Genomic DNA, 25,088 nt, shown 5'->3' with positions numbered 1-25,088 from the left:
AATATAGAGGATTGGTTTTGTGAAAAGCGCGCCTAATGCCCGGGCGCGCTTTTTCTGTGGCAAAGAAAACAACTGTCCGTCAGAAGAGCTTTACACGAAAGACAGATTCTGTTACGATAAAGAAAATCGACAGCTGCAGACAGAAATGCTGACAGAATATCCGGGGCAGATGGTGAAAAAAATAAGGTAGAATGTGGAAAAGCAGCAGGATATATAAAGATGGTGGGGAAAAAAGATGTACAGAGTGAGCAAGGTATTGAACAATAACGGCGTCATTGCCATAAATATGGAAGAAAACCAGGAATATGTGCTTCTGGGAAAAGGTGTGGGATTCGGAAAAAAGGTCAGCCAGCGTTTTGAGATGCCTTCCGGCTGCACCCTTTACAGACTGGCTCAGGAGACAGAACGCGGTTCGGCAAAAGAGCTGGCAAAAAGTGTGGCGCCGGAGTTCCTTGAGATCGCAGATGAGATCTTAAGAGAAGCGGAAAAAACTTTCGGGGACACCATAGATAAGGGAATCCTGTTTCCACTTGCAGACCATATTTCTTTTGCAGTGGGGCGTATCCGGAACCATGAGCAGATCAGCAATCCCCTGACGGACGACATCAAGGTGCTTTTTTACAGCGAATTCAAGGTGGCGGAAGTTCTGAAGAAAATCCTGAAAGAGCGGATGGATATTGAGATCGATGATCACGAGGTGGGATATGTTGCCCTTCACATTCACTCCGCACTTGGAGATGAGAAGGTGTCCGTTGCCATGCAGACAGCAAGAACTGTCCGGGAATGTATCGCCATGATCGAGATGGCCACAGGAAAAAAGATTGACGTCATCTCCCTGTCCTACAACCGTATGATGAATCACATCAAATATATGGTAGCCCGTGTCTCCACAGGGGAGACACTGAAACTGGATATGAATGATTATATAGAAGAAAAATATCCGGAATCCTACAGGATCGCAGAAGATGTCTGCGAGAGCTTGGGGAAAAGTCTTGGCAAAAAGCTGGATCCCATCGAGATCGGATATCTTGCCATGCATATCGAGCGAACCGTGGAGCAGTAAACTATTTACGCAATAAATTCAATAGCTTTTTTGACAGCAGTACTCATGGTAGTACTGCTGTTTGTGACTAAGCAGACTTCTCTTTGTGGAAGGGGCTCCTTAAGCTGAAGGGCAAAAACCTTCCCGTCATCGATCACTTCCTGGGCAAGAGGTTCCGGATAAAAACCGATTCCCAGATTGTGGACGATCATGGGAAGGACCTGGTCTGTAGTTGCAGCCTCAATATCCGGATGAAAAGAGACACGGTTTTCCATAAAGTAATTCATATACATTTCTCTGGTGCTGGTCCCTTCCGCAAGACCTACAAAAGGCAGATCCTGAAGTTCATGGATGCTGATAGGAGCAGTGGTCAGATCCTTATATTTGCTTCCGCACACAAGAATCTCCCGGTAACGCAGGAGGCTTTTTTTCTGTAAAGGCTTGCGGATGGAGATCGGAGTAGTGACAATGGCGAAATCCACCGCATAATTTTTCAGTGCCTGTACAGCCTGGGGAGTAGAATGGTTGAAAAGGCGCAGGCGCACATGAGGATATTGTTCGCGGAACAGCTCCAGTTTTTCCAGAAGGATCAGACGCAGGGCATTTTCACTGGCACCGATGGAAACCAGGCCATGCTCCAGCTCCCCGTTCTGTCGTATCTCCTCTTCCCCAATACTCAGCTGTTCAAAAGCCAGGGCAACGTGTTCGTAGAGCTGGCGGCCTTCCGGTGTAAGGGCAATTCCCTTGTTGGAGCGGAGAAAAAGAGTGCATTTCAGCTCCTGTTCCAGGTTGTTCATACAGCGGGTGATATTTGGCTGGTTGTTATGAAGAGCCCGTGCTGCCTTGGTAAAACTCTTATACTGGGCTACATAATAAAAGATCCGGTAGTAGTCGTAAGTGATCATGTATAGTCTCCATCCTGTGATATGATTTTAATATGTTTACGATATTAATAATACTTTTTACATTTGCTTCTGAGCAAACTATAATACACCCGAGGAAAAAAATCAATGACGGGAGTGATTTGGAGTGGTTTCAGGAGGCAGAAAGCTGCAGAACGCAGACCGACAGATGTCAGAAGCTTTCATTACAAGTGTATTTCTGGCAATGTCCGGCGGATTTCAGGATGCCTACACATATTTTACAAGAGATGAGGTGTTTTCCAACGCCCAGACCGGTAACGTGGTGCTGATGAGCCAGAATTTTATGACAGGACAGTGGGGAGAAGGATTAAGATATCTGTTTCCGATCCTTGCTTTTGCCATCGGCGTGGTAGCTGCGGAGCGGATCCAGAGTACTTTTAAATATGCAAAAAAACTTCACTGGAGGCAGATGATCCTGCTGATCGAGATCCTGATCCTTTTTGGGGTGGGATTTATGCCGGGAAAACTGGATATGCTGGCAACCGCACTGGTATCTTTTTCCTGCGCCATGCAGGTACAGACCTTCCGGAAGGTAGGAGGCTATTCCTACGCAAGCACCATGTGTATCGGAAATTTACGAAGCGGTACGGCGGCATTGTCTGTTTATCTTCGCGACCGGAAACCGGAGCAGCTGAAACAGGCTCTTTATTACTTTGGGATCATTCTGTTTTTTGCCCTTGGAGCAGGGTGTGGAGGAAATCTTTCCCTGCATCTGGGGTTTCAGGCAATCTGGGTCTCCAGTGTGCTTCTTCTGATCAGTTTTGTTCTGATGTTTATTGAAAAACAGGGATAACAGAGAAGATACGTCGGATATGAGGCATATACTGTTAAAGATTTATCATTTTTTTGCGGAAAATGAATTTTTTTGGTTGCTTTTACGTACAATTTATGTATAATTGTGGATAGGGATGTTGGAATGACCAATTCCTATGGCAGGATGACAAAAACCTGCAAAAGTAGGTGGCTATCATAATTACTATTAAAGAAGAGAGGTAAATGTTAAGATGGCAAAAATCGATTTAACAAAGTATGGTATTACCGGAACAACTGAGATCGTGTACAATCCTTCTTACGAGACATTATTCGAGGAAGAGACCAAACCGGAGCTTGAGGGATTTGAGAAAGGTCAGGTCAGCGAGCTTGGTGCTGTCAACGTAATGACAGGTATCTACACAGGACGTTCCCCTAAAGACAAATATATCGTTATGGATGAGAACTCCAAAGGCACAGTTTGGTGGACATCCGATGAGTACAAAAACGATAACCATCCGGCAACTCAGGAAGCATGGGCTGCAGTTAAAGATCTTGCTAAGAAAGAGCTTTCCAACAAGAGACTTTTCGTAGTAGATGCATTCTGCGGAGCTAACAAAGATACACGTATGGCTATCCGTTTCATCGTTGAGGTTGCTTGGCAGGCACACTTCGTAACAAACATGTTCATTCAGCCAACAGCTGAGGAGCTTGAGAACTTTGAGCCAGATTTCGTTGTTTACAACGCATCCAAGGCTAAAGTTGAGAACTACAAAGAGCTGGGTCTTAACTCTGAGACAGCTGTAATGTTCAACATTACAAGCCGTGAGCAGGTTATCGTAAATACATGGTACGGCGGAGAGATGAAGAAAGGTATGTTCTCTATGATGAACTACTATCTGCCGCTTAAGGGCATCGCTTCCATGCACTGCTCTGCAAATACAGACCTTAACGGAGAGAACACAGCAATCTTCTTCGGTCTTTCCGGAACAGGTAAAACAACACTTTCCACAGATCCTAAGCGTCTCCTGATCGGTGATGACGAGCACGGCTGGGATGACAACGGAGTATTCAACTTCGAGGGTGGATGCTACGCTAAGGTTATCAACCTTGACAAAGAGTCTGAGCCGGACATCTACAATGCGATCAAGAGAAACGCTCTTCTTGAGAACGTAACACTTGATAAAGATGGAAAGATCGACTTTGCTGACAAGAGCGTAACAGAGAACACACGTGTTTCCTACCCGATCAACCACATCGAGAACATCGTTCGCCCGGTATCTTCTGCACCGGCAGCTAAAGAAGTTATCTTCCTGTCCGCAGATGCATTCGGCGTACTTCCTCCAGTATCTATCCTGACACCGGAGCAGACACAGTACTACTTCCTTTCCGGATTCACAGCTAAACTTGCTGGTACAGAGCGTGGAATCACAGAGCCTACTCCTACATTCTCCGCTTGCTTCGGACAGGCATTTCTTGAGCTTCACCCGACAAAATATGCTAAGGAGCTCGTTAAGAAAATGGAGAAGAGCGGTGCGAAAGCATACCTCGTTAACACAGGATGGAACGGAACTGGAAAACGTATCTCCATCAAAGATACTCGTGGTATCATCGATGCTATCCTTGACGGATCTATTCTTAAAGCTCCGACAAAGAAGATCCCATTCTTCAACTTCGAGGTTCCGACAGAGCTTCCAGGCGTAGATCCTGCAATCCTTGACCCACGTGACACATATGCAGACGCTGCAGAGTGGGAGACAAAGGCTAAAGATCTTGCTGCAAGATTTGTTAAGAACTTTGTTAAATATGAAGGAAATGCTGCTGGTAAAGCACTCGTTGCTGCTGGCCCGCAGGCATAATCGATCATTCCAACTGAATACAGATCGTAAACTTAACCGGGAGCGGATTTAGCTGCTCCCGGTTTTCATATTTGGCTTGACTAACAAGGGATTTATGGTGTATTCTTTGCTGGAAGTCAAGCGGAAGACCCGCAAGACTGCAAAAATTCTCTTTGCACTGCATTACATTCGAACAGGATGCGAGATCAACAGTACAAACTGAGCAGGCGATGCCTTTGGAGTTTTTTATTCTGAGGGCGTGGGGCCGGGCCGCAGGAAGCGGCAGCGGATATGTTTACGAGATAAGAATTTCAGACATATCTGCGGGACAGTGTATGTTTCGCAGGTATGTCTTTTTTACTGCAAAAATATGGATGGAACAGAAGGTAGAAACTGGGAGATCCCTATGTAGATAAGAAAGAACACCGGCGGAAATCGCACTTCAGCGAGTAGTGAAAGAACCGCCGGTTTTTTCACGGAAAATGTTGTGCCATAAGAAAGACCAGAATCATATGCTAATCAAAAGGAGGTCCTGTTTATGGAACACACAAAAAACGAAACGATTATACACGACACAGATAAAGAAAGCTCATGGGAACAGCAGACGGCGATGAAGGTGTCCGGGATCAGTATCCTAGTAAATCTGCTGTTATCCATATTTAAACTTATCGCCGGTATTGCGGCACATTCCGGAGCGATGATCTCCGATGCGATCCATTCTGCATCCGATGTGGGAAGTACCTTTATTGTTATCATCGGTGTCCGTCTTTCTGCAAAAAAATCGGACAAGGAGCATCAGTACGGACATGAGAGAATGGAGTGCGTTTCTTCCATTGTTCTTGCGGGGATGCTGCTTGTAACAGGTCTTGGCATCGGCATTACCGGTGTCCGTGATATTGTAAAAAGTACATCCGGAGGAACGATCGCCATCCCTGGAACCCTTGCGCTGATCGCGGCAGTGGTATCCATCGTGACAAAAGAGTGGATGTTCTGGTACACAAGAGGTGCTGCGAAGAAGATCAATTCCGGAGCACTGATGGCAGATGCATGGCATCACCGCTCTGATGCGCTTTCCTCTATCGGAGCCTTTGTGGGTATCTTCGGAGCAAGACTGGGATACCCCATCTTGGATCCTGTTGCCAGTATCGTGATCTGCTTTATGATCGCCAAAGCTGCGATCGATATTTTCAGGGATGCTATTGACAAGATGGTAGATCACTCCTGTGATGCAAAAACCGAAGAATCGATGCGCCGTGAGATCCTCAAGGTGCCGGGCGTCAGAAGAGTGGATCTTCTTCGAACCCGCCTTTTCGGATCCAAAATGTACGTGGATATCGAGATCGCGGCGGCAGGAGAAATATCCCTCAACGATGCACATGATATTGCGGAAAATGTGCATCATACCATCGAAGATAAATTCAAAGACGTAAAGCACTGCATGGTGCATGTGAACCCCATCAATGGATAAAAAACAGGCCGCCGGAACGACAATGATAAGGTCGTTCCGGCGGCCTGTTCTTTGCATAGAGAAACACCCGGTAGGGGAGCTACCGGGTGTTTCGAGGGGAGTATAAATAATTAAATAAGGGGTTATGTAAAAAAAATTTTTGAAGGGTAAATTCTTTTTACAAGAATGATTATAATATAAACTGGAAAAAAAAGCAATATCATTTTGGCGAATAATCTCCAAACTTTTTGGGATACTATTTCCTGTAATAAAAAGCGGCAGAAAGCTTCAGAAAGCCGCAAAAATCAACTTCATCAGGAGGTAATTCAAATGGCGAAAAATTATGAAACAGACAGAAATGAGTCCAATTATGCGGGAAAAAATTACGGGGAAAGTGATTCCAGAAACTGCGGAAAAAACAGTTCCAGAAACAGCTCCAGAAATTCTTCTAAAAACAGTTCCAAAAACAGCTACGGCAACAGTTACGGAAACAAAACATCCGATGAATATGATTCTGAAAAGAACAGAGAATCTGACAGATACTAAATATTCAGGAAGTCTTAAGCAGGACTGAAAAAAGCGGGAAAAAGTCAGCGATGGCTTTCTCCCGCTTCCATACATATAAGGGAACATTCCCACAGAAGCTTCCATATAATATAGCAAAAAGAGGAGATTTTTTTCCATGTTTCAGATCGAAACCATCTCTGCAAAAATGCTAGATTATTATGTGGAGCGCAGTGACGCGGTTATCATAGATCTCCGGGACCCGGTCTCCTACAAAAAGGGACATGTCCGGAACGCAGTAAACATTCCATACCATGAGCTGGAAGAATATCTTGAGAAAAAACAGGAGCAGAAGTACCAGTTTCCAGGAGATAAGATCCTGATCCTTTACTGTGACCGCGGTGGTGCCAGCATGCAGGCCGCCCGGAGCCTGGCAAGAGCGGGCTGCCGCACCCGGTCTGTGATCGGCGGATTTGCAGCCTACAGAGGCCGGAATCTTGTAAGCGGATAAAACAGAGTAATAGATCAGAGGAAACGGGAAATCGCAGGGCGGCATCGAAACGGAATCACTGTTCGTTCCGTGACCAGCATCGAAGGGGATTACGAATGCATGACTGGCAATGGCTTGTGCTTGTATTTTAAAGGAAATCATGATAATGTAAAGAACAGGAATAAAAATGACACAAACCACAAGGAGAAAAGATTATGAAATATATGTTCGCGTCCGATGTACATGGTTCGGCATACTACTGCCGGAAAATGCTGGAAGCATATGACGAAGAGAAGGCGGAGAGACTGGTACTTCTGGGAGATCTGCTTTATCACGGTCCGAGAAATGACCTTCCGAAGGAATACGCACCGAAGGAAGTCATCCGCCTTTTAAATGAAAGAAAAAATCAGATCTACGCAGTACGCGGAAACTGTGAGGCAGAGGTAGACCAGATGGTCCTTGACTTCCCGGTGATGGCAGACTACTGCATTCTCGCCATCGACGGAAAAACTCTGTACGCCACACACGGTCACATCTACAACAAAGATAACCTTCCGCCAATGATGGACGGCGACATCCTGATCCACGGCCATACACATGTGCTGAAAGCAGAAAACATGGGAAATTATATCCTTCTGAACCCAGGTTCCGTATCCATTCCAAAGGAAGGCAACCCGCCAACCTACGCAATCCTTGAGAACGGAATTTTTACAATCAAAGACTTTGAAGGAAATACAGTACGGGAGATCACTTTATGAATCTGTGGGAATTAACAGCGCCCTGCCATTTCGGAACAGAGGCGGTATTGAAACGTGAAATACTGGACCTTGGTTATGAAGTGACCAAAGTGGAAGACGGAAGAGTAACTTTTGAGGCAGACGCCCAGGGTGTGGCAGACGCCAATCTGTTCCTCCGCACCACAGAACGCGTCCTTCTGAAAGTAGGCGAAGTAAAAGCCGAGACATTCGACGAACTTTTTGAGAAGACCAAGGCTCTCCCATGGGAGAATTACATACCGAAGAACGGTAAATTCTGGGTAGCCAAGGCAAACTCCATCAAGAGTAAACTTTTCAGCCCATCCGATATCCAGTCCATCATGAAAAAAGCCATCGTAGAACGTCTCAAAGGCATCTACGGAATTTCCTGGTTCCCGGAAGACGGTCCGGAATTCCCAATCCGTGTGGCATTTATGAAAGATGTGGCCCTGATCGGGATCGATACTTCCGGCGTATCTCTTCATAAGAGAGGATACCGCCAGATGACCGTGAAAGCACCCATCACAGAGACACTTGCCAGCGCACTTCTGATGCTGACCCCGTGGAAAAAAGACCGTATTCTCGTGGATCCTTTCTGCGGAAGTGGTACCTTTCCCATTGAGGCGGCAATGATGGCAGCGGATATGGCACCTGGAATGAACCGCCACTTCCTGGCTGAGAGCTGGGAACATCTCATCCCGAAGGAATGCTGGGAAGATGCAAGAGAAGAAGCCAGAGAGCGGGTAAATCTTGATATTGAGACGGATATCCAGGGCTTTGACATCGATGCGGCAGCTATCAAGGCAGCACGGGCCAATGCAAAGATGGCAGGAGTGGACAAACTGATCCATTTTCAGCAGAGACCGGTCAGCGAACTCCGCCACTCCAAACCGTTTGGTTTTATTGTGACCAATCCGCCCTATGGTGAGCGAATCGAGGAAAAAGAGAATCTTCCGGCACTGTACCGTGAGATCGGCGAGAGCTATAAGCGCCTGGATCGCTGGTCCATGTATCTTATCACCGCCTATGACAAGGCAGAGAATGATATCGGCCGAAAAGCAGACAAGAACCGTAAGATCTATAACGGAATGATGAAAACCTACTATTACCAGTTCCTTGGACCACGTCCGCCGAAGAAAGGAAGTATAAAAGAATGAAAAAGATCATTTTTGCCACTGGAAACGAGGGGAAAATGAAGGAGATCCGAAGGATACTTGCGGATCCCCAGCTTGAGATCCTTTCCCTGAAAGATGCCGGAATCCATGCGGATATCGACGAAAATGGAAAAAGCTTCGAAGAAAATGCCATGATCAAAGCTGAGGCCATCTGCAAAATGACCGGTGAGATCGTTCTGGCAGATGATTCCGGCCTTGAGATCGACTATCTGAATAAAGAGCCGGGAATCTATTCCGCACGTTACATGGGAGAGGACACTTCCTATCATATCAAAAACGCGAACCTGATCGAACGTCTGGAAGGTGTACCGGATGAGAAACGCACCGCACGTTTTGTCTGTGCCATTGCGGCGGCTTTCCCGGATGGCAGAAGAAAGACGGTCCGTGCCACCATGGAGGGCCGCATTGGATACGAGGAAAAAGGCGAGAACGGTTTTGGCTATGACCCGATCTTTTATCTTCCGGAATATGGCTGCACTTCCGCAGAACTTTCCATGGAAGAAAAAAACAAGATCAGCCATCGCGGAAAAGCCCTTCGCCTTATAAAGGAAGAACTTGTATGAAGGTGCTGATCGTGAGCGATACCCACGGAAGAGATGAAAACCTGGAGATCGCAGTAAACCGGGAAGCTCCTTTTGACATGCTGGTGCATTGTGGAGACGTGGAAGGCAGAGAATTTTATATCGAAGCCCTCGCAGACTGTCCCTGCAGCATTGTATCCGGAAATAATGATTTTTTCTCCGATCTTCCAAGAGAAGATGTGATCGACATTGAAGGAAATAAGGTACTGGTGACACATGGTCACTATTATGGTGTGTCCATGGCTTTTGACCAGCTGGCAGATGCTGCAAAACAGCGTGGCTGCAATGCGGCATTTTTCGGACACATTCACGTGCCGGTCCTGGAAAAAGAAGACGGAATTCTTCTTGTAAACCCCGGAAGCCTGGCCTTCCCAAGGCAACGGGGCAGAAGACCCAGCTATGCAGTTCTGGAAACGGACGGAAACGGCGGGATGGATGTGGAGATCCGGTACTTATAAATAAGAAGTATTATATAGAAAAAAAGAAATGCCGCAGAGTTGTATACTCTGCGACAAACAAAAAGACGCCTGTACAATATTTACAGGCGTCATATGAACTAAAATTATTGGAATAAATTTTCCCTCGGAGGAATTACAGGCTCCGGCAGCTACCGGCTTGTTATCACCGTAACAAAAGATCAGCGAACAGTTATGGAAGTTCCGTATTATTTCATTGTCCAGTAAGTACAATCAGATAATTTATATCATACAAAAGAGGCCAGGTTCAATGTATACTTTGAATGTTTACATTGGATCGAAGCCTCTTTTTTATAAGGCAGAAGGAGAGGATGTCACACTCTGTGACAACAGCCATTGACGATGCAGAATAGATTACGATATACTGTAAAGCAAGAAGTACGGGGATATAGTATATAGTTTCAGAAAGGGGCGGACATAAATGGGAAGATTTGTAAATCCGGATAACAGCGCATTTCAGGTAGCACTGAATTCCAGGATATATGTGGATAAAACAGGATTGTTGGAGTACACAAATACTGTTCTGGATACTATGGATGCCTATATCTGTAACAGTCGTCCGCGCAGATTCGGGAAATCCTATACGGCGAATATGCTTACTGCGTATTACAGCAAGGGAGCGGATTCCGAAAAAATGTTTTCAGGATTGGAGATCAGTAAGGCAGCAGATTTCCGAAAACATCTTAATAAATATGATTTAATCCATATAGATGTTCAATGGTTTCTGGCAAATTGTGCAAAGGCAGATGACATTGTTGCATTTATCACAGAGAGTATACTGGATGAGCTGAGAACGATTTATCCATGTGTGTTACCATCAGAAGAGATATCTTTGCCAGATGCGCTTTCAAGAATCCGGGAGAAAACAGGGCAGAAATTCGTTGTGATCATTGATGAGTGGGATGTTCTGATCCGAGATGCAGCGGCGAATTTCAAAGTGCAGAAAGAGTATATTAATTTTCTCAGGGGAATGTTCAAAGGAACGGAACCAACCAGATATATCCAACTTGCATATCTTACAGGTATTCTCCCGATAAAAAAAGAAACAACACAGTCAGCGCTTAATAATTTTGATGAATTTACAATGTTAAGTGCGGGCAATCTTGCACCGTATATCGGATTTACAGAAGATGAGGTGCGGAATCTTTCGGAAGAATATCAACAGGATTTTCATGAAGTGAAGCGATGGTATGATGGATATCTTTTGAAGGACTGTCAGGTTTATAATCCGAGAACAGTAGTCAGCGTGATGCTTAAAGGTGAATTTAAGAGTTACTGGTCGGAAACAGCGTCCTATGAAGCGATCGTGCCTCTTATTAATATGAATTATGATGGATTGAAAACATCGATCATAGAAATGTTGTCCGGTGCATCTGTGAAAGTCAATACAGCGACATTCAAAAATGATACAGAGAATATAAAGAGCAGAGATGATGTACTGACCTATATGATCCATTTGGGATATCTTGGTTATGACCAGACCAGAAAAACGGCATTTGTGCCCAATGAAGAGATCAGGCAGGAGCTGACAACTGCGGTAGAAAGTAAAGCCTGGAATGAAATGATCCTTTTTCAGCAGGAATCGGAGAAGCTGTTGGATGCAACATTGGAAATGGATTGTCCGGTGGTAGCTGCACAGATAGAAAAAATCCATAATGAATATGTTTCCGTTATTCAGTGTCATAACGAAAATTCATTAAGCAGTGTGCTGGCGATTGCATATTTAAGCGCTATGCAGTATTATTTCAAGCCGGTTCGGGAACTGCCATCAGGACGTGGATTTGCAGATTTTGTATTTATTCCGAAGCCGGAATATAAAAGTGATTATCCGGCGCTTGTAGTTGAATTGAAGTGGAATCAGAACGCTCAGACTGCAATGCAGCAGATTAAAGACAGGAAGTATCCAGATTCTGTTTTGGAGTACACAGGAGATATTTTACTTGTAGCGATTAATTATGATAAGGATAAAAAAGAACATCAATGTATGATCGAGCAGTATGAGAAAAAATAATTTTCAGAATTGCTATAGAATGATAATGCCTCAGGACAGGTATAACACAGGCAGCAGGTAAGTTGTTGGTGCTATGCATGTACTGAGGCTTTTTCGTTATAATATAAGATCTTATTTATCATCCCCGGTAAGCCGAAGCACATCCCGGATCTCGTCCACATTCATATCCAGGATTACGGCGAGTTCATCGATGGTGAATTTGGTGGTGTCGTCATCGTCTGTGAGCTCTTTTACCGCGGATTCAAGATTTTCTACCTTGGATACCAGATAGTCATCACGGAATTTCTGCTGGGTCTGTTCCTCGATGGCATGGAGGATTCCACTGCGGATACGGCCGCGCATCCAGGTGTCGTTCTTCTGCTGGGGTTCTGTTTCCTTAAGAGCCGCCAGAAGGGCCAGATTCGCCTCCTGAATGAGGTCAGCCAGGTAAATCTCCTCACAGTTCAGTTCAGCGGCCATCTGGGCTGCCTGGGCCATGTAGAACTGGGTCAGAGCACCTTCGGCAGCGGTGTCACCCTTTGCAAAGGCCTGGAAGAGGGAAGCAAGATCGTCGGAATCAAGCCCTTCCGGGGAAAAACTTTCCATATAATCGTTGAGGTAAGCCTGTTCCTCAGCGGTAAGGGCAGCGCGGGTACCTGGAAGTTCTTCTTCGCTTCCGGATTCAGAGGAGGTATTTGCTGCCGCCGCAGCGCTGGCCGCTTCATCGGCACCTTCGATAGTGATTCCTTTTAATTTAAGATACTGCAGGATCTTTACAAGCTGTGAAGTGTTCAGGTCAGATTCATCGAAATGCTCACGGATCTGCTGCTGGGAGAGCTGCTTGCCGTTCTCCTCTGCGATGGTGCAGATTTCATTGAGCTTCTGCTGAAATAACTTTATATCCATAAAAACATCTCCTTAATTTTCCAGAATTTCTTCTTGACTTTATTATCAGGATTATGATACCATAAGCAAGTCGCAAATGACAGGAAAACCTTTGAATAGACGGAAAAAACGTGAAAAAAAGTTTTTTTAAAAAAATTCAAAAAAGGTGTTGACATTTGTAAAAAGCTATAATATAATATCACTTGTCGTCAGGCAAGAGAGAAAAGCAACAGCGACAAAAACTTAATAAAGACCATAAGTAAATGGTACATCGGGGTGTGGCTCAGTTTGGCTAGAGCGCCTGGTTTGGGACCAGGAGGCCGCAGGTTCGAATCCTGTCACCCCGACTGCTGTAAACTTATTACCGCAAGCATGCGGGTGTAGTTCAATGGTAGAACACCAGCCTTCCAAGCTGGATACGTGGGTTCGATTCCCATCACCCGCTTCTCTGAAAAGAGAGCATGTGTCTGTAGCTCAGCTGGATAGAGCAACGGCCTTCTAAGCCGTGGGTCGGGGGTTCGAATCCCTTCAGGCACGTTGTGGTGGGTATAGCGCAGTTGGTTAGCGCGCCAGATTGTGGCTCTGGAGGCCCAGGGTTCGAATCCCTGTATCCACCCTTCGCCCATTGGGCTATCGCCAAGCGGTAAGGCACAGCACTTTGACTGCTGCATTCGCTGGTTCGAATCCAGCTAGCCCAGTCCTTTTTTATGGGGTATTAGCTCAGTTGGTAGAGCACTTGACTTTTAATCAAGTTGTCCGGGGTTCGAATCCCCGATGCCTCATTAGCGGAAAGCATTTGCTTTCCGTTATTTTTTTACCATCAGACAGAATGATGGTGACAATTGCATATGCGGATATGGCGGAATTGGCAGACGCGCTGGTTTTAGGTACCAGTGGGCGACCGTGCAGGTTCAAGTCCTGTTATCCGCACTTATTAAGAGATCTTCTGTAAATTTGATTTATAGAAGGTCTTTTGTATTTTCAGAATAATACTCATAATAAAATGCCACAGATGTATCGGTAATGATCTGTGGCATTTGGGCTCTATAAAATTTTTTAAATCAAATTACAATTTCTCTCCCTCATTCACTTCCTCAATAAATACTTTCCCTTCCGCCTGCTGCTCCACAAAGTGAAAACGGAGCACAGCCTGGGGCCAGTTGAGGGTGATGATGGCTTTTTTCTCCCGGGTCTTTCCGGCGGCCTGGATCTGGTCTACGAGGTCGGAGAGGATCTCACGGGTGAGATAACCGCCTCTCCAGTGGAACGTGAATTCTCGGCCTTTTTTGGCGGCCTGGAGGGCGCGTTTGTAGACGTCTTCCAGCTTGGTAAAGGACAGCTTTTTCTCGCGGTAGTAGAAGTGGCTTCCGTCCGGGCAGGTGGGGGCAGGAGCGATCAGTGGTTCATGGTCACGAAAGATGTTTTTGTCATCCAGATTAAAATAATCGTAGCGGATGCTGACAGAGCCGTCCTCGTTTTTGCCAAGAGTATTGTCGAAGGTGGCATCCAGGTGATAGTACTGTCCGTTAATCCGGACAATATTCCAGGTGTGGCGGTATTTGATCCCTTTTTCCGGATTGTTTCCGCAGATGGCGATGATACACCAGACACCGAGGGCATCGCAGAGCACTTTTACAGATTTGGCGATTCCCTCGCAGACGCCTACGCCGTGTCCAAGAGGCCCGATGATCTCGTGTGAGTATGGCTTTTTCAGCTTGTCATAGCGGATGTTTTCGCAGATAAAGTCATGGACATATTTTTCCTTATCCCACTCGGAAAGCTTCATGGCAGGGCGTACAAGCTTGTCTACGCGGGCACCCAGAGCTTTCTGGTGTTCCCGGATTTTATTCTTGTCAAAGATATATTCAGGGATCAGGATCAGATTTGGGGAATCTTTGTAATAGCGGTATTTGAACCCCACGGCCCAGAAAATCTCCGGATGATCCAGTCTCAGCTGGAAAAACACATCATAGAGCCAGTTTCCGTCGGTAGTAGGCACCTGTGGGATCAGAAATTCGTCGGAAAGTTCCATAAGTCCGTGAAGCATTGCGCGGTACACGTTCTGTTTATCTTTCGGCATTCTGCCGTAATAATATTCTTCAGCCTGTTTCATATATTTGAATTTAATCCGCCGTAGTTCTGAAATTTTGTTGTAATTCAGAATTCAGCAGAAACCCCTTTCTAAAAAATCAACGAAAAAATTATATCATAAAAGAATCATCAGAAGAAGTGCAGAGATAAAATGGAAGAAAGATTACGGAAAAATAAAACATGCAGAGCCATCCCACAAAGATGTACCCTGCATGTTTTTTCTGCCTTGAAATATTTTTGCCCGGAAATAACCGGGAGGCCAGGATCAGCCATTATACAGCTGATAATACCGGCCCTTCTGAGCAAGCAGCTCCTCATGGGAACCACGCTCGATGATACGTCCCTGCTCCAGGACCATGATACAGTCACTGTTGCGTACTGTGGAAAGTCTGTGGGCGATCACGAAGGTTGTCCTGCCTTCCATCAGCTTATCCATACCATCCTGTACCAGTTTTTCGGTACGGGTATCAATGGAACTGGTGGCTTCGTCCAGGATCAGGACAGGCGGATCTGCAACAGCTGCACGGGCGATGGAGAGAAGCTGTCTCTGGCCTTGGCTCAAGTTTGCACCGTTTCCACGGAGAAGGGTGTTATAACCCTGTGGAAGCCTGCGGATAAAACCGTCAGCGTTGGCAAGTTTTGCTGCGGCGATGACCTCTTCATCTGTGGCATCCAGTTTTCCGTAGCGGATGTTTTCCATAACGGTTGCCGTGAACAGGTTGGTATCCTGAAGAACGATGCCCATGGAACGGCGAAGATCGTCTTTTTTGATCTTGGTGATATTGATGCCGTCGTAACGGATCTTACCTTTCTGAATGTCGTAAAAACGGTTCAGAAGGTTGGTGATGGTGGTTTTTCCGGCGCCGGTAGATCCTACAAAAGCGATCTTCTGGCCCGGCTGTGCATACATGTTGATGTCATGAAGAACGATCTTGTTGGAGTTATAACCAAAATCCACATCCTCCAGAACCATGTCACCTTTCAGCTCGATATAATCCGTGGTACCCTCAGCTTTATGGAAATGTTTCCATGCCCAGCGGCCGGTACGTTTCTCGGATTCGGTGAGAACGCCGTTTTCCTCTTTTGCGTTGACAAGAGTAACGTAGCCTTCGTCCACTTCGGATTTCTCATCCAGAAGATCAAAGATACGTTTGGCACCTGCAAGGGCCATAACAATACTGTTGAACTGCTGGCTGACCTGGTTGATGGGCATGTTAAAACTCTTGTTGAAAGTCAGGAAGCTGGCAAGTCCGCCAAGAGTGAAGTTTCCGATGCCATTGATGGCAAGGATACCGCCAACCATGGCACAGATCACGTAGCTGACGTTTCCAAGCTGGGCAACTACAGGCATCAGGATGTTGGCAAAACGGTTGGCGTTGTCTGCGCTGGCAAAAAGCTGGTCGTTCAGCTCATCGAATTTTTGGATGCTTTCGTCCTCATGGCAGAAGACTTTGACAACTTTCTGTCCTTCCATCATCTCTTCGATATAGCCGTTGACAATACCAAGGTTTGTCTGCTGTTCCAGGAAATATTTTCCGCTCAGGCCCGCAAGTTTCCGGCTGGCAGTCAGCATAATGGCAACCATAAGCAGAGTCACGAAAGTAAGCGGAACGTTGAGGATCAGCATACTTACAAGAACACTGACAATGGTGATCACACTGGAAAGCAGCTGTGGGAAACTCTGGCTGATCATCTGGCGCAGGGTATCAATGTCGTTGGTGTAGATGGACATGATATCACCGTGTGCGTGGGTATCAAAATATTTGATGGGAAGTGTTTCCATTTTTGCAAACATGTCGTTTCGGAGGTTACGTAAAGTTCCCTGGGAAACATTGATCATGATACGGTTATAAGTATAGGTGGCAATAACACCGATGGCGTAAAAACATGCCACACGTGCGATTGCAGCAGTTAAAGGCCCGAAGTCCGGTGTATCTGCCTTAAGAAGAGGCGTGATATACTGGTCAATCAGGGTTTTCATGAACATGGTTCCCTGTACATTGGCAAGAACGCTGACAAAAATGCAGATCACCACGATCACGATATGGATACTGTAGTTCTTAAAAATATAACGGGAAAGGCGTCCCAGAAGTTTTCCTGGCTGTTCCGGCGCTCCCATGCCTTTCGGTCCAGGACCACCCGGACCTTTCATGTTCTGTTTTTTCAAGCCGGATCACCTCCCTCGTCAAAATCACCGGCACCGCCGGTCTGTGAATTGAATACATCCTGATAAATGGCGTTGGTCTTAAGAAGTTCCTCATGGGTACCAAATCCGTTGATCTCGCCGTTGTCCATAACGATGATGCGGTCTGCATTCTGGATACTGGAAACACGCTGGGCGATGATCAGCTTGGTGGTATCCGGGATCTCTTCTGCAAAAGCACGGCGGATTTTTGCGTCTGTGGCAGTATCTACCGCACTGGTGGAATCGTCCAGGATCAGTATCTTCGGTTTCTTCAGAAGAGCACGGGCGATACAGAGACGCTGTTTCTGACCTCCGGAAACGTTGGAACCGCCCTGTTCAATGAAAGTATTGTATTTATCCGGCATTTTTTCGATGAAATCATCGGCGCAGGCAAGCTGGCATGCACGGCGGCATTCTTCTTCCGTGGCGTTTTTGTCACCCCAGCGGAGATTTTCCAGAATGGTTCCTGAGAAGAGGACGTTCTTCTGAAGTACAACGGAAACCTGGTTCCTGAGAGATTCCAGGTGGTATTTGCGGACATCGATGCCTCCCACCAGAACAGAACCGTCCGTTACGTCATAAAGACGGCTGATCAGGTTGACAAGACTGGATTTTGCACTTCCGGTACCGCCGATGATTCCGATGGTCTCGCCGGAGCGGATGGAAACGTTGATGTCTTTTAAGACAGGCTCCTGACTGTCTTTTTTATAGCTAAAGTTCACATGATCAAAGACAATGCTTCCATCCGGAACTTCTGTTACAGGATTTTCCGGGTCTGTAATATCAGCAGTGTCATTGATAACTTCTGTAACACGCTCTGCACTGGCGATACTCATGGTGACCATGACAAAAACCATGGAGAGCATCATCAGGCTCATGAGGATGTTCATGCAGTAAGTGAGAAGACTCATAAGCTCACCGGTGGTGAGTGTGCTGCCTACGATCATTTTGGCACCAAGCCAGCTGATTCCAAGGATGCAGGCGTAAACGGTAAACTGCATCAGAGGCATGTTCATAACAACGATCTTCTCGGCACTTAAGAACATTTCGTATACTTTGTTACAGGCTTTCTGAAATTTGCTGATCTCGTAGTCTTCACGGACATAGGCTTTGACAACACGGACGGCACCGATATTTTCCTGGACACTTGCGTTCAGGTCATCGTATTTGCGGAACACAGTCTGGAAATATTTCGTTGCTTTCCGCATGATAAAGATCAGACAGGCACCGAGGAAGATCACCGCAATCAGATAAATGCTTGCAAGTTTGGCGTTGATGAGAAATGCCATGACCATGGCGCAGATCAAGCTGGCCGGTGCACGGGTACACATACGCAGGATCATCTGGTAGGCATTCTGCAGGTTGGTTACATCGGTGGTAAGACGGGTGATCAGGCCGGCAGTGCTGTACTTGTCAATGTTGGAAAAAGAAAAGGTCTGGATGTTGGTGTACATGGCTTTTCGGAGGTTTCTGGCAAAGCCTGTGGATGCCAGTGCTCCGTATTTTCCGCCCATAACGCCGGACCAGAGTCCGCACAGGGCAAGAACTACCATAACTCCACCCATCCGGTAGATATGGCCGATATTTCCGGCTTCCACACCCTTATCAATAATGGAAGCCATGGCCAGGGGAATCAGAGTCTCAAAGAGAACTTCCAGGATCATGAAAAAAGGCGTAAGAAACGATGCCTTTTTAAACTCCCTGACCTGGGCCAGCAGGGTTTTGAGCATAAAAAAACTCCTTTCTTTTTACTGTTCAAAAAGATAGCACCCCTGGAAAAAAGTTCCGGGCTGCTACAGAACAGATGTATTGTTCAGATAGTATTATCAGGGAAAATATTTTTAATGTCAAGACAAATATGTGTGAAATACTTGACATAACATCCTTTAAGCGGTATATTAAAAGTTAATATTCACCTGTAAAATAGGGGCGAGAATGCAATTCAGATCCCTTTAGAGGGTCTATATAGAGTTAAATTTTTGTAGGGAGGATTTTATATGGAAATCAGACAGTCAGCAGAGGATTACCTGGAATCAATTCTGGTTTTATCGAAGAAGGGCGGAGGGGTTCGTTCCATTGATATTGCTACTAGACTTGGCGTTTCCAAGCCAAGTGTCAGCCATGCGATGAAGCTTCTCCGTGAGGACGGATATATTGCCATGGACCGTTACGGTACTGTGACACTTCTGGAGAAGGGCGCAGAGATCGCCAACCAGATCTATGAGAGACACACCGTACTTGCCAAGATGCTGGAGGGACTTGGAGTTCCTGCGGAGATCGCACTGGAGGATGCCTGCAAGATGGAGCACGATATCAGCCAGGAGAGCTTTGAGAAGATCAAGGCGCATTATAATAACTTTATTAAGAGAGACGAAGCAGCAGCGGAGTAAATGAAGTGACCGGCCAGTATCCACACGGGGCGGCAGTGAAAGCCAATGAAAGATAAAAAAGAAGTGCATGAGAAGCGTGATAACTTTTCATGCACTTTATTGTTTATCTGCCTATTTCGCAGAAGATTTCTCCGGCAGCTGTGCCAGGATGATAGCCGCGAACATGATGACGCATCCAAGAAGCTCTTTTGCGGAAAGCTTCTGTCCAAGGATGACCCAGCCTGCAAGTACGGAGATACAGGATTCCAGGGAAAGAATCAGAGAAGCTACCGTTGGATTGACATTTTTCTGGCCTACGATCTGCAAAGTGTAGGCAACGCCGCAGGACATAATGCCGGCATACAGGATGGGGAGCCATGCAGTGAGGATAGAAGAAATCTGCGGATGTTCCAGGACAAGAGCCGGGATCATGGACAGGATCCCGCAGACCAGGAACTGGATACAGGAAAGTTTTACTCCGTCTGCTTTCGGGGAAAAATAGTCAATGACCAGAATGTGCAGAGAAAATAGGAACGCACACACCAGCACCAGGACGTCTCCGAGACCAATGGAAAAACCGTCCGTGATGCAGAGAAGATAAAGTCCGATCAGTGCCATGACAACAGCTGTCCAGATAAAGGGACTGCATTTCTTTTTCAGAAAGAGTCCGATAATCGGGACAATGACAATATAGCAGGCTGTGATGAAGCCGGCTTTTCCTACCGTTGTATATTTGATGCCGAACTGCTGGAAGTTGCTGGCTGCAAAAAGTGCTATGCCGCAGGCGATACCGCCGATCCAGAGATCGCGGGTTTTGTATGGAGAAGATGTGGTTGTTGATGTTGAGGGATCTGCCGCGGCAGAAGCTGTATCTTTGGAGCGGTTTAAGAGAAAGATCACCGGCACCAGAACAGCAGCACCGATCAGGGAACGGACGCCGTTAAAAGTAAAAGGACCTACATATTCCATGCCTACACTCTGGGCGACAAAGGCGATTCCCCAGATGGCAGCGGCCAGGAGCAGGCAGAGAGAATTTTTCAGAGGCATTTTCTGTGTGTTCATGATTAAAGAATCCTTTCGCATAGTATGTGGTTGAAGCGATATATAAGAAAAGACCCCGGGGAACTTCGGATAGCTTCCCGGGGCTTTTTTATGATCTGTCGGAACCGTGTCCGGCAAAATTAGTTCTGATTCTGGTTGTTCTTAACTTCTGCAAGCTTCATTGCACGAACTTTCAGCGGCAGACCGAACAGAGTGATGAATCCGTCAGCGTCGTGGTGGTCATACATATCACCGGTTGTGAAGGATGCAAGGGACTCATTGTAAAGGCTGTATGGAGAAGTTGTACCATTCTTGATGATGTTTCCTTTGTAAAGTTTGAATTTAACTTCACCGGTAACATATTTCTGAGTGGATTCAACAAATGCCTGGATAGCCTCACGGAGTGGTGTGTACCATTTTCCCTCGTAAACAACCTGTGCAAACTGGCTGCCCAGTTTCTTCTTGGCTTCCATTGTCTCACGGTCAAGGATCAGCTCCTCAAGCTGGTCATGAGCTGCCATCAGGATTGTTCCGCCAGGAGTCTCATAAACACCACGGGATTTCATACCAACAACACGGTTCTCAACGATGTCAACGATACCGATACCGTTCTCGCCGCCAAGTTTGTTCAGCTCAGTGATGATCTCGGAAACTTTCATTGCCTTTCCGTTGAGAGTTTTCGGAACACCCTGCTCAAATGTCATGGTAACTTCTGTTTCTTTATCAGGAGCTTTCTCCGGTGTTACGCTTAATACAAGCATGTCATCGTAGTTCGGAGCCTGGGAAGGATCCTCAAGTTCCAGTCCCTCGTGGCTGATGTGCCAGAGGTTTCTGTCACGGCTGTAGCTGTGGCTTGCATCGAACGGAAGAGTGATGCCGTGAGCTTTACAGAACTCGATCTCATCTTCACGGGACTGCATGGTCCACAGATCTGTCATACGCCATGGAGCGATGATTTTGATGTCCGGAGCAAGAGCTTTGATACCAAGCTCGAAACGGATCTGGTCATTTCCTTTACCTGTAGCACCGTGGCAGATTGCAACAGCGCCTTCTTTACGTGCGATCTCAACCAGTTTCTTGGCGATAACCGGACGAGCCATGGAAGTTCCGAGAAGATAGGAATGCTCATATACAGCACCGGCCTCTACACATGGCATGATGAAATCATCGCAGAACTCATCAACAATATCTTCAATATATAATTTGGAAGCACCGGACATTTTTGCTCTCTCTTCAAGACCGTCCAGCTCGTTTCCCTGTCCGCAGTTTACACAGCAGCAGACAACGTCATAATCAAATGTTTCTTTCAGCCACGGGATCAGGGCTGTGGTATCAAGACCACCGGAATACGCTAAAACAACTTTTTCTTTCATAATATATGTCCTCCTGGGATTTTTTGAAATTTTGTATCGCTCCGGACATTTCCGGGACGGTGAATTTTTTTACGTTATCTGGAAAAATTATGCTGTTTTATAACTTTACCAGAGTGAATAAATATTCATGCGTGACAAAACAAAATTTTCGGCTGTCCTGTCGACATGGCTTAATATACACCAGATTTTATAAATATGCAAGAGATAATTTGAAAAATATGAAAAATTTTTTGCATAAAAATGCATCGAAAAACGGGTAACATTATAAGAAAATACATGAAAAACAGAAAAGACAGTGAAAAATCAAAGAAAATGACTATTGCATAATATGCAGAGAAGATGTATAATCTATCCATTGACAAGGCGGACATATGAGGAACGCCTTTTTACTTAAGCCGTAAGAGATACGGCAGAGGAGGAATGTGAAAGATGATTAAAGCAGGAATTATCGGTGCGACAGGATACGCAGGAAATGAGATCGTAAGACTTCTTCTTGGACACAAGGACGTTGAGATCAAATGGTTCGGTTCCCGAAGCTACATAGATCAGCAGTATGCAGATATTTATCAGAACTTTTTCAAACTGGTGGATGCCAAATGTATGGATGACAACATGGCGGCACTTGCAGATGAGGTGGACGTGATCTTTACCGCAACCCCGCAGGGCCTTTGTGCATCCCTTATTAATGAAGAAATTCTTTCCAAATGTAAGGTGATCGACTTAAGCGCAGACTTCCGTATTAAAGATGTAAAGAAATATGAGAAATGGTACGGAATCGAGCACAAAGCACCGCAGTTTATCGACGAGGCTGTTTACGGTCTCTGCGAGATCAACCGTGAGGACATCAAAAAGGCACGACTGATCGCCAACCCGGGATGCTATCCGACATGCTCCACACTGTCCATCTATCCATTATTAAAGGAAGGTCTCATTGATCCGAACACCATTATCATTGATGCCAAATCCGGAACATCCGGAGCAGGAAGAGGAGCCAAAGTTCCGAACCTTTACTGCGAGGTAAATGAGAGCATCAAAGCTTATGGTGTTGCCACACACAGACATACACCGGAGATCGAGGATCAGCTTGGATACGCATGCGGACAGGAAGTGCTGATCAACTTTACCCCACATCTTGTTCCGATGAACAGAGGAATCCTGGTAACTGCATATGCTTCCCTCACAAGGGATGTTACCTATGAGGAAGTAAAAGCAGCCTATGACAAATATTATAAAGATGAGTTTTTTGTACGTGTGCTGAACAAAGATGTATGCCCGCAGACAAGAAACGTGGAAGGCAGCAACTTTGTAGATGTAAACTTCAAGATCGATCCGAGAACAAAGAGAGTCATCATGATGGGCGCCATCGACAATTTGGTAAAAGGTGCCGCAGGACAGGCTGTTCAGAACATGAACCTGATGTTTGGATTTGACGAGAACGAAGGACTGAAACAGATCCCGATGTGCCCGTAAAACACAGAGGATTTCAGACGAGAGGAGACATAGAATATGAAGATCATCGACGGCGGCGTAACAGCCGCAAAAGGTTTTAAGGCAGCGTCAACAGCAGCAGAGATCAAATATAAAGGCCGTACCGATATGGCCATGGTATTCAGTGAAGTTCCCTGTGTGGCTGCAGGAACATTCACAACCAATGTGGTAAAAGCAGCTCCTGTAAGATGGGATCAGGACATTGTATACAATCATCAGGGCGCAAGAGCCGTGATCTGCAACAGCGGAATCGCCAACGCATGTACCGGTGAGGAAGGATTCGGTTACTGCAGAGAAACAGCCAAGGCAGCATCCGAAAGCCTTGGAATCCCGGAAGACAGCGTGCTGGTAGCATCCACAGGTGTCATCGGAATGCAGCTTCCGATCGACCGTATCGCAAACGGAGTAAAAGCCATGGCGCCGAAGCTTGAGGGAAGCCGCGAGGCAGGCCTTGAGGCAGCAAAAGCCATCATGACAACCGACACCGAGAAGAAAGAGGCAGCTGTAGAGATCGAGATCGGCGGAAAAACCGTAACTGTAGGCGGTATGTGCAAAGGTTCCGGAATGATCCACCCGAATATGTGCACAATGCTTGGATTTATCACCAGCGATGTGGACATCTCCAAGGAACTTCTTCAGGAAGCACTCAGCGAGGACATCAAGGACACCTACAACATGGTATCCGTTGACGGAGACACCTCCACAAACGACACCGTCCTCCTCCTGGCAAACGGTCAGGCCGGCAATCCAAAGATCACAGAGAAAAATGCAGATTATGAAGAGTTCAAAAAAGCCCTCAACTACGTAAACACAACCCTCGCCAAAAAGATCGCAGGGGACGGAGAAGGCGCAACCGCGCTCTTCGAGGTCAAAGTCATCGGCGCAGCCACCAAGGCAGAAGCCGTAACCTTAAGTAAATCCGTAGTAACCTCTTCCTTAACAAAAGCAGCCATCTACGGCCACGACGCAAACTGGGGCAGAATCCTCTGCGCCCTCGGCTACTCCGGAGTCCAGTTCGACCCGGAGAAAGTGGATCTCTACTTTGAGAGCAAAGCAGGAAAAATAAAGATCATTGAAAATGGAGTTTCTACAGGATACAGTGAAGAGGAAGCTACAAAGATCCTCTCTGAAGACGCTGTGACAGCCATTGCTGATATGAAGATGGGCGAGGCCAGTGCAACCGCATGGGGATGCGACCTTACTTATGATTATGTAAAAATCAATGCGGATTATCGTTCTTGATGTAAGAGCTTTGTAGAACGGTTTTTTATGGTGGATTTTAGTTGTAATTTTGTCTCATGCTGGAGGCTGAGAAAACCCTTAGGGGGAGCGAGCTCGGAGTTGCGAAGCCCGCACGCTCCCCCTAAGAACCCCCTCCGTTGGGCACGCTTGGTTGTGCCGTGTTGAACGTTAGTTGACGAAGACTGAGTGACGAAGGTGAGGAACTTCAGGGCGGGAGCCTGGAAGTTGAGGTGTGTGGAAGTTTAGTTGATGAAAACCAATTGGCAAACGGAAGAGATTTTCCAGGCGGAAGCCTTGGTGGAAAATCGCGACAGTTTGCCCGTCAGTCGCCAAAGGCAGACTGACGGGCTGTTCGCCTTCGGCGAAAGCGCGTCGGAGGTGGCTGCCTGCGGCAGCATATCCGCAGCAGGCGCTTTGCCCGCGATGCGGGCAACAGCCCGTTC

21 protein-coding genes, 7 tRNA genes and 1 riboswitch are annotated in these 25,088 nt (G+C 46.3%); of the genes, 21 read left to right on the top strand and 7 right to left on the bottom strand.

The features are described 5' to 3' along the window. Positions 1-235: 235 nt before the first annotated feature. Positions 236-1,063 carry a PRD domain-containing protein gene (locus tag KQI39_RS04885; RefSeq protein ID WP_118070691.1) on the top strand — a complete coding sequence of 276 codons (828 nt, stop codon included), beginning with the start codon at positions 236-238 and terminating at the stop codon, positions 1,061-1,063. Positions 1,064-1,068: 5 nt separating this feature from the next. Here KQI39_RS04885 and KQI39_RS04880 read toward each other — a convergent pair whose 3' ends face one another. Next, positions 1,069-1,947 (bottom strand): LysR family transcriptional regulator, encoded by an 879-nt coding sequence (locus tag KQI39_RS04880; protein WP_216416946.1) that lies wholly within the window; start codon positions 1,945-1,947, stop codon positions 1,069-1,071. Positions 1,948-2,113: 166 nt separating this feature from the next. Here KQI39_RS04880 and KQI39_RS04875 point away from each other — a divergent pair, with 166 nt between their 5' ends. The 10 genes from KQI39_RS04875 to KQI39_RS04830 all read left to right on the top strand — a co-directional run bounded on the left by KQI39_RS04875 (position 2,114) and on the right by KQI39_RS04830 (position 11,992). Continuing rightward, entirely contained in the window at positions 2,114-2,758 is a 645-nt protein-coding gene (locus tag KQI39_RS04875; RefSeq protein WP_216417035.1) for a YoaK family protein, read from the top strand. Between the two features lie 211 nt (positions 2,759-2,969). Beyond that, positions 2,970-4,574, top strand: a complete 1,605-nt coding sequence (gene pckA, locus KQI39_RS04870; RefSeq protein ID WP_216416944.1) for a phosphoenolpyruvate carboxykinase (ATP) — start codon at positions 2,970-2,972, stop codon at positions 4,572-4,574. Between the two features lie 188 nt (positions 4,575-4,762). Then, positions 4,763-4,887, top strand: a riboswitch (NiCo riboswitch). A gap of 204 nt (positions 4,888-5,091) precedes the next feature. Next, positions 5,092-6,021 carry a cation diffusion facilitator family transporter gene (locus KQI39_RS04865; protein ID WP_021976237.1) on the top strand — a complete coding sequence of 310 codons (930 nt, stop codon included), beginning with the start codon at positions 5,092-5,094 and terminating at the stop codon, positions 6,019-6,021. A gap of 309 nt (positions 6,022-6,330) precedes the next feature. Continuing rightward, positions 6,331-6,546: a hypothetical protein gene (locus tag KQI39_RS04860; RefSeq protein WP_216416942.1), complete on the top strand. Its 216-nt coding sequence runs from the start codon at positions 6,331-6,333 to the stop codon at positions 6,544-6,546. A gap of 136 nt (positions 6,547-6,682) precedes the next feature. Beyond that, on the top strand, positions 6,683-7,015 hold the full coding sequence (locus tag KQI39_RS04855) for a rhodanese-like domain-containing protein (RefSeq protein WP_148448670.1): 333 nt from the start codon (positions 6,683-6,685) through the stop codon (positions 7,013-7,015). Between the two features lie 194 nt (positions 7,016-7,209). Next, positions 7,210-7,752, top strand: a complete 543-nt coding sequence (gene yfcE / locus KQI39_RS04850) for a phosphodiesterase (protein ID WP_021976240.1) — start codon at positions 7,210-7,212, stop codon at positions 7,750-7,752. Beyond that, positions 7,749-8,906, top strand: a complete 1,158-nt coding sequence (locus KQI39_RS04845) for a THUMP domain-containing class I SAM-dependent RNA methyltransferase (protein ID WP_021976241.1) — start codon at positions 7,749-7,751, stop codon at positions 8,904-8,906. Before yfcE ends, KQI39_RS04845 begins: the two co-directional genes overlap by 4 nt. Then, complete coding sequence (locus KQI39_RS04840) at positions 8,903-9,487, top strand: XTP/dITP diphosphatase (protein ID WP_216416940.1); 585 nt, start codon at positions 8,903-8,905, stop codon at positions 9,485-9,487. The genes KQI39_RS04845 and KQI39_RS04840 overlap by 4 nt, the downstream gene beginning before the upstream one ends. Further along, positions 9,484-9,963 carry a metallophosphoesterase family protein gene (locus tag KQI39_RS04835; RefSeq protein WP_021976243.1) on the top strand — a complete coding sequence of 160 codons (480 nt, stop codon included), beginning with the start codon at positions 9,484-9,486 and terminating at the stop codon, positions 9,961-9,963. Before KQI39_RS04840 ends, KQI39_RS04835 begins: the two co-directional genes overlap by 4 nt. A gap of 439 nt (positions 9,964-10,402) precedes the next feature. Beyond that, entirely contained in the window at positions 10,403-11,992 is a 1,590-nt protein-coding gene (locus tag KQI39_RS04830) for an AAA family ATPase (RefSeq protein WP_216416938.1), read from the top strand. Between the two features lie 111 nt (positions 11,993-12,103). On the opposite strand, the gene KQI39_RS04825 is transcribed toward KQI39_RS04830, so the two are convergent. Further along, on the bottom strand, positions 12,104-12,877 hold the full coding sequence (locus KQI39_RS04825; protein ID WP_216416935.1) for a hypothetical protein: 774 nt from the start codon (positions 12,875-12,877) through the stop codon (positions 12,104-12,106). Positions 12,878-13,128: 251 nt separating this feature from the next. Between KQI39_RS04825 and KQI39_RS04820 the strand changes: the two genes are divergently transcribed. The 7 genes from KQI39_RS04820 to KQI39_RS04790 all read left to right on the top strand — a co-directional run bounded on the left by KQI39_RS04820 (position 13,129) and on the right by KQI39_RS04790 (position 13,786). Beyond that, positions 13,129-13,203, top strand: a tRNA-Pro gene (locus KQI39_RS04820). A gap of 27 nt (positions 13,204-13,230) precedes the next feature. Further along, a tRNA-Gly gene (locus KQI39_RS04815) sits at positions 13,231-13,301 on the top strand. Between the two features lie 18 nt (positions 13,302-13,319). After that, a tRNA-Arg gene (locus tag KQI39_RS04810) sits at positions 13,320-13,393 on the top strand. 5 nt (positions 13,394-13,398) lie between these two features. Continuing rightward, positions 13,399-13,472, top strand: a tRNA-His gene (locus KQI39_RS04805). A gap of 10 nt (positions 13,473-13,482) precedes the next feature. Further along, positions 13,483-13,554 (top strand) — tRNA-Gln (locus KQI39_RS04800). Between the two features lie 11 nt (positions 13,555-13,565). Beyond that, positions 13,566-13,638, top strand: a tRNA-Lys gene (locus tag KQI39_RS04795). Between the two features lie 68 nt (positions 13,639-13,706). Further along, positions 13,707-13,786 (top strand) — tRNA-Leu (locus KQI39_RS04790). Between the two features lie 136 nt (positions 13,787-13,922). On the opposite strand, the gene KQI39_RS04785 is transcribed toward KQI39_RS04790, so the two are convergent. The 3 genes from KQI39_RS04785 to KQI39_RS04775 all read right to left on the bottom strand — a co-directional run bounded on the left by KQI39_RS04785 (position 13,923) and on the right by KQI39_RS04775 (position 18,862). Then, positions 13,923-14,969, bottom strand: a complete 1,047-nt coding sequence (locus KQI39_RS04785; RefSeq protein WP_021976388.1) for a transglutaminase domain-containing protein — start codon at positions 14,967-14,969, stop codon at positions 13,923-13,925. Between the two features lie 243 nt (positions 14,970-15,212). After that, on the bottom strand, positions 15,213-17,099 hold the full coding sequence (locus tag KQI39_RS04780) for an ABC transporter ATP-binding protein (protein WP_118062745.1): 1,887 nt from the start codon (positions 17,097-17,099) through the stop codon (positions 15,213-15,215). Between the two features lie 11 nt (positions 17,100-17,110). Next, positions 17,111-18,862 (bottom strand): ABC transporter ATP-binding protein, encoded by a 1,752-nt coding sequence (locus tag KQI39_RS04775; protein WP_173762648.1) that lies wholly within the window; start codon positions 18,860-18,862, stop codon positions 17,111-17,113. Between the two features lie 267 nt (positions 18,863-19,129). Here KQI39_RS04775 and KQI39_RS04770 point away from each other — a divergent pair, with 267 nt between their 5' ends. Next, positions 19,130-19,522 carry a metal-dependent transcriptional regulator gene (locus KQI39_RS04770; protein WP_021976391.1) on the top strand — a complete coding sequence of 131 codons (393 nt, stop codon included), beginning with the start codon at positions 19,130-19,132 and terminating at the stop codon, positions 19,520-19,522. A 111-nt stretch (positions 19,523-19,633) separates the two neighbouring features. Here the strand turns inward: KQI39_RS04770 and KQI39_RS04765 are convergent, their stop codons facing one another. Next, complete coding sequence (locus tag KQI39_RS04765; protein WP_216416934.1) at positions 19,634-20,563, bottom strand: DMT family transporter; 930 nt, start codon at positions 20,561-20,563, stop codon at positions 19,634-19,636. Between the two features lie 119 nt (positions 20,564-20,682). Next, entirely contained in the window at positions 20,683-21,915 is a 1,233-nt protein-coding gene (locus KQI39_RS04760; RefSeq protein ID WP_021976393.1) for an argininosuccinate synthase, read from the bottom strand. Positions 21,916-22,344: 429 nt separating this feature from the next. Here KQI39_RS04760 and argC point away from each other — a divergent pair, with 429 nt between their 5' ends. Next, a complete protein-coding gene (argC, locus tag KQI39_RS04755) occupies positions 22,345-23,385 on the top strand; it encodes an N-acetyl-gamma-glutamyl-phosphate reductase (RefSeq protein WP_148448657.1) in 1,041 nt (346 codons plus the stop codon). 36 nt (positions 23,386-23,421) lie between these two features. Beyond that, positions 23,422-24,645 (top strand): bifunctional glutamate N-acetyltransferase/amino-acid acetyltransferase ArgJ, encoded by a 1,224-nt coding sequence (gene argJ, locus KQI39_RS04750; protein WP_216416932.1) that lies wholly within the window; start codon positions 23,422-23,424, stop codon positions 24,643-24,645. The last annotated feature ends 443 nt before the right edge of the window (positions 24,646-25,088 follow it).

It is taken from the genome of Blautia sp. MSJ-36, assembly GCF_018917985.1.
Lineage (GTDB): Bacteria > Bacillota > Clostridia > Lachnospirales > Lachnospiraceae > Blautia_A.
Note: the sequence above shows the minus strand (reverse complement) of the source record. Positions and strands in the feature narration are given on the sequence as shown.

What these genes read in the sequence shown, in the direction of transcription:
- KQI39_RS04785 (WP_021976388.1), bottom strand. Translation starts at nt 14,969, where the DNA reads ATGAAACAGGCTGAAGAATATTATTACGGCAGAATGCCGAAAGATAAA.
- KQI39_RS04885 (WP_118070691.1), top strand. Translation starts at nt 236, where the DNA reads ATGTACAGAGTGAGCAAGGTATTGAACAATAACGGCGTCATTGCCATA.
- KQI39_RS04775 (WP_173762648.1), bottom strand. Translation starts at nt 18,862, where the DNA reads ATGCTCAAAACCCTGCTGGCCCAGGTCAGGGAGTTTAAAAAGGCATCG.
- KQI39_RS04835 (WP_021976243.1), top strand. Translation starts at nt 9,484, where the DNA reads ATGAAGGTGCTGATCGTGAGCGATACCCACGGAAGAGATGAAAACCTG.
- KQI39_RS04770 (WP_021976391.1), top strand. Translation starts at nt 19,130, where the DNA reads ATGGAAATCAGACAGTCAGCAGAGGATTACCTGGAATCAATTCTGGTT.
- argJ (WP_216416932.1), top strand. Translation starts at nt 23,422, where the DNA reads ATGAAGATCATCGACGGCGGCGTAACAGCCGCAAAAGGTTTTAAGGCA.
- KQI39_RS04760 (WP_021976393.1), bottom strand. Translation starts at nt 21,915, where the DNA reads ATGAAAGAAAAAGTTGTTTTAGCGTATTCCGGTGGTCTTGATACCACA.
- yfcE (WP_021976240.1), top strand. Translation starts at nt 7,210, where the DNA reads ATGAAATATATGTTCGCGTCCGATGTACATGGTTCGGCATACTACTGC.
- argC (WP_148448657.1), top strand. Translation starts at nt 22,345, where the DNA reads ATGATTAAAGCAGGAATTATCGGTGCGACAGGATACGCAGGAAATGAG.
- KQI39_RS04880 (WP_216416946.1), bottom strand. Translation starts at nt 1,947, where the DNA reads ATGATCACTTACGACTACTACCGGATCTTTTATTATGTAGCCCAGTAT.
- KQI39_RS04825 (WP_216416935.1), bottom strand. Translation starts at nt 12,877, where the DNA reads ATGGATATAAAGTTATTTCAGCAGAAGCTCAATGAAATCTGCACCATC.
- KQI39_RS04780 (WP_118062745.1), bottom strand. Translation starts at nt 17,099, where the DNA reads ATGAAAGGTCCGGGTGGTCCTGGACCGAAAGGCATGGGAGCGCCGGAA.
- KQI39_RS04875 (WP_216417035.1), top strand. Translation starts at nt 2,114, where the DNA reads ATGTCAGAAGCTTTCATTACAAGTGTATTTCTGGCAATGTCCGGCGGA.
- KQI39_RS04765 (WP_216416934.1), bottom strand. Translation starts at nt 20,563, where the DNA reads ATGAACACACAGAAAATGCCTCTGAAAAATTCTCTCTGCCTGCTCCTG.
- KQI39_RS04860 (WP_216416942.1), top strand. Translation starts at nt 6,331, where the DNA reads ATGGCGAAAAATTATGAAACAGACAGAAATGAGTCCAATTATGCGGGA.
- KQI39_RS04840 (WP_216416940.1), top strand. Translation starts at nt 8,903, where the DNA reads ATGAAAAAGATCATTTTTGCCACTGGAAACGAGGGGAAAATGAAGGAG.
- KQI39_RS04865 (WP_021976237.1), top strand. Translation starts at nt 5,092, where the DNA reads ATGGAACACACAAAAAACGAAACGATTATACACGACACAGATAAAGAA.
- KQI39_RS04855 (WP_148448670.1), top strand. Translation starts at nt 6,683, where the DNA reads ATGTTTCAGATCGAAACCATCTCTGCAAAAATGCTAGATTATTATGTG.
- pckA (WP_216416944.1), top strand. Translation starts at nt 2,970, where the DNA reads ATGGCAAAAATCGATTTAACAAAGTATGGTATTACCGGAACAACTGAG.
- KQI39_RS04830 (WP_216416938.1), top strand. Translation starts at nt 10,403, where the DNA reads ATGGGAAGATTTGTAAATCCGGATAACAGCGCATTTCAGGTAGCACTG.
- KQI39_RS04845 (WP_021976241.1), top strand. Translation starts at nt 7,749, where the DNA reads ATGAATCTGTGGGAATTAACAGCGCCCTGCCATTTCGGAACAGAGGCG.